At 66.5% G+C, this 14,420-nt stretch carries 12 protein-coding genes, 1 tRNA gene and 3 pseudogenes; 5 read left to right on the forward strand and 11 right to left on the reverse strand.

Annotated elements, in window-relative coordinates; genetic code table 11:
* Positions 1–8: 8 nt before the first annotated feature.
* Genes AACG61_RS08890 through glmS form a run of 3 tightly spaced genes read right to left on the reverse strand, consistent with a single transcriptional unit; the run spans position 9 to position 4,256 of the window.
* Positions 9–995, reverse strand: a complete 987-nt coding sequence (locus AACG61_RS08890) for an NAD-dependent epimerase/dehydratase family protein (RefSeq protein ID WP_411836780.1) — start codon at positions 993–995, stop codon at positions 9–11.
* Positions 992–2,416 (reverse strand): hypothetical protein, encoded by a 1,425-nt coding sequence (locus AACG61_RS08895; protein ID WP_411836781.1) that lies wholly within the window; start codon positions 2,414–2,416, stop codon positions 992–994. Before AACG61_RS08895 ends, AACG61_RS08890 begins: the two co-directional genes overlap by 4 nt.
* 22 nt (positions 2,417–2,438) lie before the next feature.
* Complete coding sequence (glmS, locus tag AACG61_RS08900) at positions 2,439–4,256, reverse strand: glutamine--fructose-6-phosphate transaminase (isomerizing) (protein ID WP_411836782.1); 1,818 nt, start codon at positions 4,254–4,256, stop codon at positions 2,439–2,441.
* A 277-nt stretch (positions 4,257–4,533) separates the two neighbouring features.
* Here glmS and AACG61_RS08905 point away from each other — a divergent pair.
* Positions 4,534–4,607: transfer RNA gene (locus tag AACG61_RS08905), tRNA-Gly, on the forward strand.
* A gap of 356 nt (positions 4,608–4,963) precedes the next feature.
* Here AACG61_RS08905 and AACG61_RS08910 read toward each other — a convergent pair.
* Both AACG61_RS08910 and AACG61_RS08915 read right to left on the reverse strand, forming a co-directional pair.
* Positions 4,964–5,470 (reverse strand): annotated as a pseudogene (locus tag AACG61_RS08910) (transposase); the annotation flags it as partial.
* Positions 5,430–5,813 (reverse strand): transposase, encoded by a 384-nt coding sequence (locus AACG61_RS08915; protein WP_411836783.1) that lies wholly within the window; start codon positions 5,811–5,813, stop codon positions 5,430–5,432. The gene AACG61_RS08915 and the pseudogene AACG61_RS08910, both read right to left, overlap by 41 nt.
* A 105-nt stretch (positions 5,814–5,918) precedes the next feature.
* On the opposite strand from AACG61_RS08915, the pseudogene AACG61_RS08920 reads away from it, so the two are divergent.
* Positions 5,919–6,050 (forward strand): annotated as a pseudogene (locus AACG61_RS08920) (IS3 family transposase); the annotation flags it as partial.
* 731 nt (positions 6,051–6,781) lie between these two features.
* Positions 6,782–7,471: a calcium-binding protein gene (locus AACG61_RS08925; RefSeq protein ID WP_411836784.1), complete on the forward strand. Its 690-nt coding sequence runs from the start codon at positions 6,782–6,784 to the stop codon at positions 7,469–7,471.
* A gap of 122 nt (positions 7,472–7,593) precedes the next feature.
* Here AACG61_RS08925 and AACG61_RS08930 read toward each other — a convergent pair whose 3' ends face one another.
* The 6 genes and pseudogenes from AACG61_RS08930 to AACG61_RS08955 form a co-directional block, all read right to left on the reverse strand.
* A complete protein-coding gene (locus AACG61_RS08930) occupies positions 7,594–7,806 on the reverse strand; it encodes a hypothetical protein (RefSeq protein WP_411839548.1) in 213 nt (70 codons plus the stop codon).
* Positions 7,778–8,518 (reverse strand): annotated as a pseudogene (locus AACG61_RS08935) (hypothetical protein). Before AACG61_RS08935 ends, AACG61_RS08930 begins: the two are co-directional and overlap by 29 nt.
* 390 nt (positions 8,519–8,908) lie before the next feature.
* Entirely contained in the window at positions 8,909–9,247 is a 339-nt protein-coding gene (gene fdxA, locus AACG61_RS08940; RefSeq protein ID WP_411836785.1) for a ferredoxin FdxA, read from the reverse strand.
* A gap of 31 nt (positions 9,248–9,278) precedes the next feature.
* Positions 9,279–9,581: an RNA-binding S4 domain-containing protein gene (locus AACG61_RS08945; RefSeq protein ID WP_411836786.1), complete on the reverse strand. Its 303-nt coding sequence runs from the start codon at positions 9,579–9,581 to the stop codon at positions 9,279–9,281.
* Between the two features lies 1 nt (position 9,582).
* Positions 9,583–12,519, reverse strand: coding sequence for a helicase-related protein (locus AACG61_RS08950; protein WP_411839488.1), 2,937 nt, complete (start codon positions 12,517–12,519; stop codon positions 9,583–9,585).
* Positions 12,520–12,529: 10 nt separating this feature from the next.
* Complete coding sequence (locus tag AACG61_RS08955; protein WP_411836787.1) at positions 12,530–13,078, reverse strand: hypothetical protein; 549 nt, start codon at positions 13,076–13,078, stop codon at positions 12,530–12,532.
* 104 nt (positions 13,079–13,182) lie between these two features.
* Between AACG61_RS08955 and AACG61_RS08960 the strand changes: the two genes are divergently transcribed.
* On the forward strand, positions 13,183–13,467 hold the full coding sequence (locus tag AACG61_RS08960) for an SCP2 sterol-binding domain-containing protein (protein ID WP_411836788.1): 285 nt from the start codon (positions 13,183–13,185) through the stop codon (positions 13,465–13,467).
* 5 nt (positions 13,468–13,472) lie between these two features.
* On the forward strand, positions 13,473–14,411 hold the full coding sequence (locus AACG61_RS08965; RefSeq protein ID WP_411836789.1) for an alpha/beta fold hydrolase: 939 nt from the start codon (positions 13,473–13,475) through the stop codon (positions 14,409–14,411).
* The last annotated feature ends 9 nt before the right edge of the window (positions 14,412–14,420 follow it).

The raw sequence follows: 14,420 nt of genomic DNA on the forward strand, positions 1-14,420 counted from the left end.
ATCGCGGTTTATGATCCGGGGCCGTAGGGACTGTCCAGCCGCATCTCCGGGGGCATCGGCCGCGGGTCCGGCGACAGGATTTCGGTCAGCCCGTCGCGCAGGGTCGTGCCGGGCAGATCGCCGAACAGCGCTCGCATCCGGCGGTCGCAGCCCCGCGAATCGCGGATGTCGCCGGCCCGCGCGTCCAGGAAGGTCATGCCCGCCGCGCTGCCCGGCACGATGTCGTCCAGCGTCGCGACCAGATCCAGCAGGCTGATCGCCCGGTTGGTGCAGACGTTCGAGACCAGCGTGTCGGGCTCTGCGGCAAGGCGGTCCAGCGCGCGGCGGATGATCTCGACCACGTCGGTGACGTGGACGAAATCGCGCGTCTGCCGCCCGTCGCCGAACAGCGTGTGGGGCGTTCCCGTCCGCGCGTTGTCGCAGAAGCGCGCGACGACCCCGGCATAGGGTGAACGGATGCTCTGCCCCGGACCGAAGACGTTGAAGAAGCGCAGCCCGGCCGAGGGCAGGCCGTGTATCGTCCAGAAGGCGCGGGCGTGGTGTTCGCAGGACAGCTTGTCCGCGCCGTAGGGCGACAGAGGCGCGGGCAGCAGCGCCTCGTGGCAGAGCGCCCCCTGCTGATCGCCGTAGATCGCGGCCGAGGAGGCATAGACGACCGGCAGGTTCCCCGCCGCCCGCGCGGCCTGCATGACCGTGATCGTGCCGCCGATGTTGACGCGGTGCCCGCCCGTCCAGTCCGCCACGCATTCGGGCACCGACACCATCGCCGCCAGATGGACGATGCCGCTGCACCCCTCCACCGCCGCGGCGACCGCCGCCGGGTCGCAGACCGACCCGTGATGGAAGCGGGCCTCGGGCTGCACGGCGTCGCGGCTGCCGGAACTCAAGTCGTCCAGCACGACCACCTCGGTCCCCTGGGCGATCAGGCGGCGGGCCAGATGTCCGCCGATGAAGCCCGCGCCGCCGGTGATCAGGATGCGCGCGGGGCGGCTCATTCGGTCACCTCGGCATCCTGTAGGCGCAGCCAGTCCGTGAACATCCCCTCGATCTCGGCCACCATGCGCCGGCGCGGATAGCTGAGCTCGCGGTCCAGACCGAACACCCCCGCCCGGGCGGCGTGGTCGGCCGCGCCCTCCAGGGCCGCGCGCCCCGCCGGGCTGCTGTTGCGCTTGAAACGCGCCTTGAACATGGTCCGTGCCTCGTCGCCAAGCGCGTTCCAGACCATGTCGGCGCGGGTCGCGCGCTGCAGGTCGGGACGCCTGGAAAGGGCCTCGTCCAGGGCGATGGCGGCGCTGATGGCCAAGGCGTCCGGGTCCTTGGCGGCGCCGTCCGACAGGACGTTGCGCAGGATCGCGGCGGCATCGGCCCAGACCATGTCGGTCCCCTCCTGCTGCTGGCCCAGGGCGTGGATCTTCATCGCGGTCACGGCCTTCTTCTGCGCCGCGGCACGGACATGGTCGGGCAGGATGTCGCCGGTCCCGGCATTCAGCTCCTCGACCAGCACCCGCGCCGGCACCGTCCGCGGCTGCTGGGGGATGTGCTCGTCGGGGCGGATGTTGCGGACCAGCCGCTCGACCTCGGAAAGGTCGGCCTGCGGATCGGCGAAGAAATCGTCGCGCAGCGCCTCGCGCGCGATCAGGGAGAGATAGCCGATATGAGTCTGCAGCCGGGGCACATGCCGGTTGCGCTGCCGCAGGTGATCGGCCTCGGCCAAAGCGCCCGTTTCGGACAGGTCGAAGTAGTGACCGCCGGTCTGATGCAGCAGGATCGAGGCGATCGCCATGTCGTGGCGGTGATCCTCGAATTCCGGATGGGGCGTGCCCAGTTCGTCCGGCTGATCGGTCAGCGCGCGCGGGTCACGCGCCAGTTCCAGCCAGCGCTCGAGAAAGGCGAAGGACTCGGCCGACGGCATGAACAGGGCGGGACAGGCGTTGATCTGCGGGGCATAGCGCATTTCGTCCGTGTCGGCACCGGTCAGGATCATGCAGTCGCGCTTGGTGTACTGTCCCTGGACCAGCCATTCGATGCGCGTGCCCATGATGAACCGCTTGGGCATCATCGCGGTCAGCTCGACCGCGGCATGGGGAAAGGACGGGAACGGCTCGAACGAGCGCGGGGAGTAGCGGCCGGCATCATTGTAGACCACGATGTCGTTCGGCCCGACCTTGCGCAGCGTCTCGAGGATGATCCACGGCTTCCACAACCAGTAGCCCGCCCCGCGCGGCTGCTCCAGAATGGCGCGGTTCTCCTCCCAGAAGGGGGTCTGGCGCAGCTGGCGTTCGGTTTGATGCGTGGCGGTGTCGAACCCCGCCCGCAGCGCGCTTTCGCAGTAATAGTCCGAGTTCTCGCCGAACGGGGCGGCCTCGTTGCTGTAGACGATGAAATGCGCCTTTTCGATGCGAGAGTTCGGGTACATGCGGGGCGGTCCTGCTTCTGCGTTATTCGACGGTGACGGATTTTGCGAGGTTTCTGGGCTGATCGACGTCTGTGCCTTTTGCGACGGCCGTGTGGTAGGCGAGGTACTGCATGGGGATGGCGTAGAGGATGGGCTGGAAGGCGCCTCCGCCGGAGGGCAGCGCGAGGCTGGCGGTGATGCCCTCGCCCGCCGCCGCGATGCCCGCCGCGTCCGAGATCAGCAGCACCTGGCCGTGGCGCGCCATCACCTCCTGCATGTTCGAGATCGTCTTGTCGAACAGCGCGTCATGGGGTGCCAGAACCACCACCGGCACGTCGCCGTCGATCAGCGCGATGGGGCCGTGCTTCAGCTCTCCCGAGGCATAGCCCTCGGCGTGGATGTAGCTCAGCTCCTTGAGCTTCAGCGCCCCCTCCAGCGCGACGGGGTACAATGCGCCGCGGCCCAGGTACAGCACGTCGCGGGCCTGGGCCAGCCAGTCGGCCTGCTCGCGGCAGGCATCCGACAGCGCCAGCGCCTGCGACAGCAGCGCCGGGATCGCGCGCAGGTCGCGCAGATGCGCGGCCAGCCCCGCCGCGTCGATCCGGCCCCGGTCCTGCGCCGCCTTCAGCGCCAGCACCGCCAGCACCGCCAGCTGACAGGTGAAGGCCTTGGAGGAGGCCACGCTGACCTCGATCCCGGCCAGCGTCGGCAGGGCCAGGTCGGCGTCGCGCGCGATGGCCGAGGTGCCCACGTTCACCAGCCCCACGGTCCGCGCCACGCGGCCCCGCGCGTAATGCAGCGCGGCCAGCGTGTCGGCGGTCTCTCCGGACTGGCTGACGGCCACGAACAGGCTGCGATCCGACAAGGGCGGCTCGCGATAGCGGAACTCGGAGGCCACGTCGATGTCGCAGGGCAGGCCTGCCAGCTGCTCGAACCAGTATTTCGCGACATGGCCCGCCAGATGCGCGGTGCCGCAGCCGACCAGCGTGATCCGGTCCAGGTCCGCGAAGTCCAGCCCGTCGGGCAGCACGATCCGGTCGTCCTTGAGATAGCGCGACAGCACGTCGCCGATGACGGCGGGCTGCTCGGCGATCTCCTTGGCCATGAAATGGCGGTGGCCGGCGCGGTCGATCACGGTCGCGCCCACGTCGATGCGCGCGGTCGCGCGGCTGGCCTGGTGCCCGTCCGCGTCCCAGATCCGCACGCCCGCGCGGGTCAGCACGGCGTGGTCGCCATCCTCCAGATAGGTGATGCGGTCGGTGAAGGGCGCCAGCGCCACCGCGTCCGAGCCGATGAACATCTCTCCGTCGCCATGGCCGATGGCCAGTGGGCTGCCCTTGCGGGCGGCGATCAGCAGGTCGGGCTGGTCCTGAAACAGGAAGGCCAGCGCGAAGGCCCCCTCCAGCCGGGCCAGGGTCGCGCGCGCGGCCTCCAGCGGCGTCAGGCCCTGGGCCAGGTGGTGGGCGGTGAACAGCGCGACGGTCTCGGTGTCGGTCTGCGATTCGGGCGTGATGCCCAAGCCTGCCAGCTCGGCGCGCAGCTCGCGGAAGTTCTCGATGATGCCGTTGTGGACCACCGCGACGGGCCCCGAGCGGTGCGGATGGGCGTTGACCTCGGTCGCCGCGCCATGGGTCGCCCACCGCGTATGCCCGATGCCCGCATGCCCGGTCAGCGGCTGGTGGACCAGCAGGTCGCTGAGATTGACCAGCTTGCCCACCGCGCGCCGCCGCTCCAGCCGCCCCGAGCCGTCCACAGTCGCCACCCCCGCGCTGTCATAGCCCCGGTATTCCAGCCGCCGAAGCGCATCCACAAGCTGAGGAGAAACCTCGTGACGACCCAAAATCCCGATGATGCCGCACATGACGATGACCCGAACTCAGCCACAAAAATACGCAACCTGCCTTGCGCAACATCTTCGGTCTGACCCATCGCGCGCCCTGGCGTCAAGATGATGCCTAAAATCAATGCGGTTCCACTGCGGACAACGCTGCGCGACGCGGGCTGGACAGACGATGCGTTTACAGGACAACGGCATCACATATCCCGCAGGTGCGGCATGTCGGCTGCGGTCCGGACGCTCGGACGCCGCGCGGTTTGTCCTTGCAGCAGTGCGGCAGTGACGGTATTCAAAAGGCAGCGCGGGTGTAGCTCAATGGTAGAGCTTTTGCTTCCCAAGCAAGTGACGAGGGTTCGATTCCCTTCACCCGCTCCAGAATTTTCTGTCGAACTTTCGAAGTCAATCGCATCATCAGGTCGTTGCCCATCGGCATGTCGGCCGCTGTCACGACGTCGTGAATTTTGCTAAAGACTGCGACCATCAGGCGAACACTCTCTTGCAAGACCGAGGAAGATGTGGGCGGTCCACGCCTCGTTGTCGCAGCAACCAGCGATGACGAGGATAATCCCGCCGGCAGCGTTCCTATCATCGACGCACAGTTTTCTGGGCGTTGATGCAGAGTTCACCTTCCGAGGCGAGCGCCCCTTATTCCACAAATCTCATGCCACGCGCCCGATCTCAGCGGTACCAACTGCGTTAAAGCTGCTCATGAGGGGGATGCGGATGTGGAGCTAGACAGCCTGCCTGTCCGGGTCGCGTTCGGAGATGCGGTCCCCCAAAGATCTTCGGCAACGCATCTTCGCGTGGATCCGACTTCGGACGGGATAGCCGAACCGGTGAATCCAGTTGGCGCCTCCTAAGCGCTTGCTCACGTGCCGAATATCGTTGCAGGCGTGAGCGGCAGGGCAGTCCCACTTCCACAGGCGGCCGTTCCTGCGGATCGCAATGATGACAGTGCAGCATTGATCCACGATAGCGGGGTGAAGACGCCGGTTGCGAAAAGCGCCGTCGCTGGTCACGGCGCCGATCTGCTCATCGCGCGGAATCAGATCCGGCAGGACAGGCTGCACAGGGCTGACACCCTCACGGCTCGAGGTGAACTCCATCGCGCGAATGTCGCCGGTGGCAGTATCCATGGCCAGGTGAACCTTGCGATACTGGCACCTGCGGTGGGTCTCGTGCTTGCGCGCCGGCCGCTCACCGTCGCCCAGAAACTTGAATCCCGGTGCTGTCGACCGGCAGCTTCTGCGGTCCCGTCGTACGACGGTAGGGGGTCTGAACGGCCAAGGTTTTCCGTCTGCGGCTCAGCGTGGAGAAGTCGGGCACTGGCCAGTCGTGCCCTGCCATCATCAGGATGCCGGTCGTTCGCCGAAGCAGCAGGTTGAAGAGGACCTCCCCCATCAGGCAGAACTGGACCACAGCGTCGGAAAAAACGGGCGATCGGCCAGATCGGTCCTCCCTGATAGCCATCAACGCCATGTCCCCGTCCGGCCAGATCAGCAGCGAACCGCACTGCATCAGGGCGTCATTGCAGGACTTCCGGTTCGTGGTGCCGTAGCGGGCAGCCTCGGGCTTGGTCATGCCAGGACGCTTATCCGACAGCGGCTACCGCGGAAATCCTCGCTCAGGAAAGTTCTGCAACAACCCCCGATACTTGTATAACCACTGAAAGGGCGGGGGGCGAACCCCATAGCGATCGGAGTCGACAATGGCCCGGAATACGTCACGTCCACATTGATGACTTGGGCGTCGACGCAGGGTATCGCCTTGACTGACATCCAGCCCGACACGCCGCAGCAGAACTCTGACGTCGAGCGCTGCATGGTGATGACCGAGTGAGAAAGGCACTGCGGGACAAAGTAGCGCGCGCGCATCCCCGGGCGGAGGCAATGTACGACAGGGTTCAGGGGTGAAACCCGGCGATGTTGCACCGAACTCGTGTCGGGCAGTGTGAGTATCCGGAGGCGCGCGGCCGTTCGATACGGCAAGTGTCGGACGGTCACCTTTGCGTCCGTGGACCTTGCGCACACCCTCACCTCCGAGCAACCAACCCTGATCCCATCCTGCGAATCAAATGTGGGCAGCGCCGGACTTTCGAACTCGCTTCACTCCATTGCTCCGGACATCAAAAAAGCAGCTCTCAGTACAACCCCTCCGAAATGGATGAACATATAAAAATACTGAGGAACTTCTCACCTCCATGTTTTTTATATGGATTAAATCTAAGGTTGTTTTTTATATGATAGAACAATCAATTTTCAGAAGCGAAAATCCACTAATACGTTGTCAGTAAAATTTTACTCATATATCTTTTTCTCTAGGGTGGCGTAAGGTGCCCATCGCATTCCGATGGGTGAGACTGTTCGGAATTTCTGCAAAAGCGCCTCCTCCTGTGCAATCGCATGCTGGTTACGACGGGTTTTTGCTTTAATGGCTGCGCCAAAAATCCAGCAGACGTGAGTGCTCGATCTGAACATCGGAAGGCATGTCGTTGACCCCCGTAAGACTTTGCGAGGGTCGTGGTGGTTTAAATATTGTGAGGGAATACGATGTCACTGATCAACGGAACAGAGAATGCGGATCGGCTGAAGGGGACGGCCGGAGACGACATGATCGCCGGCGGCGGCGGTGCCGACCTGATCGAGGGTCTTGCCGGTCGCGACACCCTCGAGGGTGGTGCCGCGAACGACAAGCTGCGGGGCGGCGCGGGCAATGACAGCCTCTCCGGCGGGGACGGCAAGGACAAGCTCTTCGGCGATGACGGCAACGATCGGATGGCTGGTGGAGCAGGCAACGATCAGCTGGTCGGCGGGTCCGGAAACGACAAGATGAACGGCGACATCGGCAATGACGTCCTATCCGGAGGCAAGGGCAACGACCAGCTTTCCGGCGGCGCGGGCGCCGATTATCTGGACGGAGGCGTCGGCAAGGATCTGCTGGACGGCGGAACCGGCAACGACACACTGCTGGGCGGCGGCGGAAGCGACACGTTCGTCTACCGGATGGACAGCGACATCGACCTCATCCTCGACTTCACCATCGGCGGGCAGAACTCCGACCGCCTGCAGCTGGATGCCGACCTGTGGGATGACGCGTCTCTCACGGCGCAGGACGTGATCGACACCTACGGCACCGTCATCGACGGCAAGGCGGCGCTTGATTTCGGCGACGGGGACGTACTGATGTTCCAGAACATCAGCGACCTTCAGACCATCATCAACCACATCGACTTCATCTGAGGTGATGGACGCCAGGGCGCGGCTTACGCTGCGCCCTGATTTCGATCCATCGCCGCCTTGCGTCATTCATTTGCCGCGCCGTGCCTTTGGAATGAAACGATCGACGCAGAGCGCAGGTCCTTTCATTCCAGAGGCACGGTGATCATCCGCCTTGGGCGATATTCCGGCGTTTTCAAAGAAAAATCCTGCCCAATATTCAATATGTCGGTTCCGCTGGCCATGTCTCGTTTGAGCGAACATCGCCAATTCGCGCGCATCGCCCTTTGTGCCATGCTTTGCATCAGATGATCGCAGGCATATGACGGGTCATGCATATCTCCCTGAACGACTGTCATCCTTTGCGTTTACGCCGACTGGCACAGTTTGAGCAGCCGCCCGAGGCGCGGAGCCATCATCTCGCGCAGCGGGGTCGGCGATTGCGGTGATCCGGCTTCGTAAGGAGTGGACCGGAGTCTGGTGGTCCAAGGCCGGGCGGGGACGCTCGGTGTCGCAGTCCGCGGCTAAAGCCGCGATCACGACGTGCGCATGTGCCAGGTTGATGCCGGAAGGCTCGCCCTCGCACCGCAGTAGCACGAAAAGTAGGCGATAACCGAACCGTCGACGCTCGTCAGCCAGTTCCCGCAGCCACCCACGTCGCTGCGTATCCGGCCCACGGCTTGCGCCTTGTGGCGCACCATCCTGCGATCCGCTCTAACAACTCCGCACACCCGCCGAAGCGAGAACCCGACCAGGATCACATGCGCGATCGCCTCGCGCTTCACGGCAGGCGTCATCCCTCTTTGAGACAGGCTCCTTCATCGCAACGAGATCAGGCATCCGCACGGCCGGCAGCTTCGTCAGCCTGGCATTATCATCCTCGAGCGTCTTCAGCCGCTTCGCCTCCGACACCGTCAAGCCGCCGAACCAGCCTTCCAGTTATGGGAAGCCCCTTCCCACATGACACGCTTGCAGCACAGGTCAGCGCGCTAAGCGCCGCCGACGCATACGTCGACCGTGCTCGCCAACGATGCTGGTGATCTGCTCGCTCGTGAAGCCTGTTCGCTTCACTGTCCGTCCCCAAGTCGCGGCGGACACAAGGCGGCGGTGGAGAAATAATCCCTTGGCATGTCAATCCGCGCGTCACACACGACGGTCCGGCATTAAGGGATGAACCTTCGCATATTGGAAGTCACCGATCTGCAGCAGCGAATAGGCCGACATGCAAATCAGTGACATCACACCCGCGCCACGACCTGAAGCGATCGCACAAGCGCCAATGTTCCGCGCCGCTGGAACGGGCGGCCTGAGCACAGATGCTGACGCTGTGCAGCCGGCGCGTAAGCGTGCTCCAGCGCGTCCGCACGCCTTGACGGGGCGTTCCGTGACTTCCTGTCGCGTTCCAGCCACCGAACCGTCAGGTCGAAACCCGACCGGTCCCGCCTTCAAACGACTTAAATATCAATCGCCCGCGCCGGGGGTCTCCGAGAAGTACTTCTCCAGCTTGCCTTCCTGCCCGTCCATTTCGGCGGCGGTGGGCAGCGGGTCCTTCTTGCGGGTGATCACCGGCCACAGTTCGGAATACTTGCGGTTGAACTCGACCCAGGTCTCCATGGCGGGCTCGGTGTCCGGTCGGATCGCGTCGGCGGGGCATTCCGGCTCGCAGACGCCGCAGTCGATGCACTCGTCGGGATGGATGACCAGCGTGTTCTCGCCCTCGTAGAAGCAGTCAACGGGGCACACCTCGACACAATCGGTGTACTTGCACATGATGCAGTTGTCAGTCACGACATAGGTCATCTTGGCGCTCTTGTCCTGGAACTTTGGTTTGTCACCTAGGCATTCCCGGCGGATCAATCAACCCGTCGCGCTCTTCGGAAAACAGCAACTGCGCCTCCGAGGCCGGACCGCGCCGTTCGCCCAAGGCCAGGACTGTGAGAACCCGCACCTGCTGATAGGCCGACACGGTCAGCACGTCGCCCGGCCGCACGGCGCGGCCCGGCTTGCGGCAGGGCTGGCCGTTGACGCGGATGCCGCCGCCCTCGATCCGGGCGGCGGCAAGACCGCGGGTCTTGAAGACCCGCGCATGCCAGAGCCACTTGTCCAGCCGCAGGCCGGGGGTGGCCTCGCTCAACTCAGCTCTTGTCCTTCAGCTGCGCCAGGATGGCGAAGGGGCTGTCGGGATCGGCCTTCTTCTCGGGGCGCGAGGAGAAGGTCTTGGGTCCGTGCGACGAGGCAGGCTTGCCGCCGGGCTTCTTGCCGCCCTGGAACTTGCCGCCGGGCTTGCCCTGACGGTCGCGACGCTCGCCCTGGGGCGCGTCGCCACGGGGACGGTCGCCCTGCCCTGCCGCATCGCGGGGCTGGCCGTCGCGCGGCGCGTTGTCGCGACGCGGGCCGCGGCGTTCGCCCTGCGGACGCTCGCCCTGGGGCCGCTCGCCCTGCGGACGGCGGTTGCCGCGCGACTTCGGCGCCCATTTGAAGGTATAGAACACCTCGGTCTCGGGCGCGGCCGCGGGGGCCTCCGGCTCGGCGGCATCGGCGGCATCGGCGGCGACGTCTGCCTCCGGCTCGCGCTTCTCGGCCTGCTCGGCCTCCCAACGGGCGCGGGTCTCGGCGGCCAGCACCGATTCCTCCTCGGTCAGCGGCGCATCCGACGCCTCGCCCTCGGCGGCGGGGATGACCGCCACCGGCTCGGAGGTCTTGACCTTGACCCGCTCGCCGCGATCGGCAGCGTACCCAAGCCCCTGCATCAGCGCCGCGAACTGCTCCAGCGTCATGCCGGTGATCGACAGCATGTCGGGATTGGCCTCGAAGCCGCCACGCGTGTCCTGCGCGCGCAGCAGGTCGGCCAGACGCTCCAGCATGTCGATGCGGATCGCGCGGTCACCCGCCGGACGATAGCCCGACAGCGCATAGACCTGATCGGGCACGACCGGCAGGTGCGGGATGGTGACCAGACCCGGCGGCGGGCTTTCGGGGAATTCCGACAGGCCCTCGTGCAGCGACCACAGGACCAGACGCAGGCGCGTCGGCGCGGGCTTGAGCAGCGCGGGCAGGAAGATGGTGAACTGACCGAAGCGGACGCCATGCTTGCGCAGCGCGCCGCGGCTCTCCTGGTCCAGCTCCTTGACCTCGTTCGCGATGCCGTCGCGCGGCAGGATGCCTAGGGCCTCGACCAGGCGGAAGGCGAAGCCGCGCGCCAGGCCCGTCAGCGCCTCGTCGCGCTGCAGGGCCAGCAGCGGCTCGAACAGGGCCGCGATCTTGCGGTCGATGAAATGCTGGGCCCGGCGGCGGACCTTGTCCGCGATCTCGGAGCCGGCCTCCTCGTCGACGAAGACCTCGACGCCGGGATGCAGCGGATCGGACCCCTTGACCAGCTTGCCGACCGCCTGGTTGCCCCACATCAGGCCGCCCTGCTTGGTATAGTCCATCTCGGTGTCGGGCGCGTTGTAGAAGCGGTCGGCGCGCAGATGGAATTCGGGCTTCAGCGCGTCATAGCTCGCACGCGACAGCATCCGCGCCTCGTCGGCCGATCCGGTCTGGTCGGGGCGAAAGCGGAAGCCCTCCAGACGGCCGGCGAATTCGCCCTCGACCGTCACTTCGCCCTTGTCATTCACTTCGGCCACGAGGCTCTCCTTCTGCTTGAGCCGGCGCAGCAGCACGGAGGTGCGCCGGTCCACAAATCGTTGGGTCAGGGCCGCGTGCAGCGCGTCCGACAGGCGGTCTTCTACAGCGCGCGTCTCTCCGCGCCAATGCTTTTCATCGGCCACCCAGCCCGTTCTTTGCGCGACATAGGTCCAGGTGCGGATATAGGCCAGCCGCTTTGAGATTGCGTCGATGTCGCCGCCGGTGCGGTCGATGCGTTCGATGGCGCGCGCCAGCCAGTCGGCGGGGATGTGCCCCTCCTGCAGAAAGCCGAAGATCCGCGCCAGCAGCGTCGCATGCTCCATCGCCGAGATGCCGCGGAAATCGGGCACGCGGCAGACGTCCCACAGCAGGCGCACGTCCTTGCCGCCGCGCACGCGGTCGCGGATCTCGGGCATCTCGCGCAGGATCTTCAGGGCCGAGACGTCATCCGCCTCGCGGCCCCGGACCAGGATGTCATGGGCGGGGGCGGTCTCCAGGCTCTCGACCAGGCGGTCCATGGTCCCGAACTCCAGCGCCGCGTTGCGCCACATCAGCCGGCTGATCGGCGCGAAGCGGTGGTTCTCCAGCGCGTCGATCAGGCCCTCGTCCAGCGGCTCGGCCTCGCCGGTCACGCCGAAGGTGCCGGATTCGGTGTGCCGCCCCGCCCGACCCGCGATCTGGCCCATCTCATGGGGGAACAGCGGGCGGACGCGCTTGCCGTCGAACTTGTGCGTGGCGCTGAAGGCGACATGGCGGATGTCGAGGTTCAGCCCCATGCCGATGGCGTCGGTGGCGACCAGGTAATCGACCTCGCCGTTCTGATACATCTCGACCTGGGCGTTGCGGGTGCGGGGCGACAGCGCGCCCATGACGACCGCGCAGCCCCCCTTCTGGCGACGGATCAGCTCGGCCATGGCATAGACGTCGTCCACGCTGAAGCCCACGATGGCGCTGCGCGCGGGCATCCGCGAAAGCTTCTTCGACCCGGCCCAGGACAGCTCCGAGAACCGCTCGCGCCGCTCGAAGCGCGCATCGGGCACCAGCGCCGCGATGGCCGGGCGCATCGTGTCGCTGCCCAGGAACAGTGTCTCCAGCGTGCCGCGCATGTGCAGCAGGCGGTCGGTGAAGACGTGGCCGCGCTGCGGATCGGCGCAGAGCTGGATCTCGTCGATGGCCACGAAATCGGCGGCGATGTCGGGCATGGCCTCGGTGGTGGCGACCCAGTACTGCACCCGGTCGGGAACGATGCGTTCCTCTCCGGTGACCAGCGCCACGACCGACGGGCCGCGCGCGGCGACGATCCGGTCATAGACCTCGCGCGCCAGCAGGCGCAGCGGCAGGCCGATGACCCCCGTCCGGTGGCCCAGCATCCGCGTGATGGCGTGATGCGTCTTGCCCGTGTTGGTGGGCCCAAGGATGGCGGTGATCCGCCCGCGCGTCGTCATGCTCATGACCTCAGATATCGGTGCCGATGCGCTTGCGTTCCAGACGGGCGGCCCCGTCGATCGCCTCGGGCTGGTGCGGGTGGATGGCCAGGCTGGCGCGATAGGCGGCCAGGGCGCGGCCGTCATCGCCCATCTCCTCCAGCATGAGGCCCAGCTGCGTCAGCGCGGCGAAGTGGCGCGGCTCCAGGATCAGCGCCTGGCGCAGGTCGGCCAGCGCCGGGCCGAACTGCCCGGCCGCCGCATAGGCCGCGGCGCGGGCCTGGAACCCGGCGGCGAAATCGGGCGCGTGATCGGTCAGCGCCGTCAGGTGCCCGATGGCCGAGGGGATGTCGCCCATGTCCAGCGCCGCCTCTCCGCGCTGCAGCAGCAGGTCCATCGCGGGCGATCCCGACCGCGACCAGGCGCGCAGGATGTCGCTTTCCGCGATGCGCCAGCCCTCGCCCTCGGGGCGGGCCAGCCGGGCGAAGGCATCGGCCAGCGGATCGGCCGGCTGCGCCGCGGCGGCGATCGGCAGCGCGCTTGCAATAATCAGGAAAATCGTCAGAACCTTGTGACGCAATGCCGTGACGGCAATGTGGATAAACGGGCGGACCGGGTTCATAACTGACGGTGTAACCCAGCCCGCATGCCGGGCGCCAGCCAAAGCGCATCAGGAGAGACCAAATGAGCGAAGTCGTGACCAAGGCCGTCGCCAAGCTGAGCGAGAAGATCGACAGCTTCGATTCGACCGCGAAGTTCGTCATCAAGGACGAGGGCGCCATCATGATCGACGAGTCCGGCGTGCGCGCCGGCGACGAGGAGGCCGACGTCACCCTGACCGCCACCCGCGACGTGTTCGAGGGCATCATGAACGGCGACGTGAACCCCGCCACCGCCTTCATGACCGGCAAGCTGAAGATCGACGGCTCGATGGGCGTCGCGATGCAGCTGGGTCAGAAGCTGTCCTGAGCCTGATGCAGGACGCGCCCTTCCATCAGCTGCCCGACGACCGGTCGCGGCCGGCCCGCGCCTTCTGGGCGCAGGCCGATGACGGGGTGCGCCTGCGCCTGGCCCATTGGCAGGCCGAGGGCGGGCGGGGCAGCGTGCTGCTGTTTCCCGGCCGCACCGAATACATCGAGAAATACGCCCCCATCGCGCAGCTGCTGACCGCGCAGGGCTATGACGTCTTGGCGATCGACTGGCGCGGTCAGGGCATGTCGGACCGGCTGCTGCCCAACCGACGGGTGGGCCATATCGGCCAGTTCGCCGACTATCAGCGCGACGTGGTCGAGATGATGATCGCCGCCGAGGAATGCGGCCTGCCCCGGCCTTGGCATCTGCTGGCCCATTCCATGGGCGGCTGCATCGGCCTTGCGGCGCTGGACGGCGGCCTGCCGGTCCAGAGCGCGGTGTTCTCGGCCCCGATGTGGGGCATCAACCTGCGCCCGGTGCAGCAGGGCATTGCCCTGGGGGTCGCCTATCTGGCGGGACGCGTCGGACGCGGCGGCATCGCCGCCCCCGGCAGCGGCGGGGCGCAGACGACCTATCCCCTGGACGAGAGCTTCAACGCCAACCTGCTGACGCGCAACGGCGACGAATGGGCGCGGCTGGTGCGCGAGTCTGCAGCCTGGCCCGACCTGACCATCGGCGGCGCGACCTTCGATTGGGTCAGCAAGGCGCTGAACGAATGCAGCCGGCTGTCCCGCATCGCCTCGCCGCAGGTGCCGATGCTGGTCTCTCTGGGTTCGGACGAACGCATCGTCTCGCCGCAGGCCATCCGCGACCGCGCCGCGCGCTGGTCGGGGGCCGAGCTGCTGCTGATCCAGGGCGCGATGCACGAGGTGATGATGGAGGTGCCGGAGCTGCGCGACCGGTTCCTTGAGGCGATGCTGGCCCGGTTCGAGGCCAGCTGAACGGACGGG

Origin of the sequence: Paracoccus sp. ME4 (genome assembly GCF_046736325.1) — a bacterium.
In the GTDB taxonomy this organism is placed as follows: domain Bacteria; phylum Pseudomonadota; class Alphaproteobacteria; order Rhodobacterales; family Rhodobacteraceae; genus Paracoccus.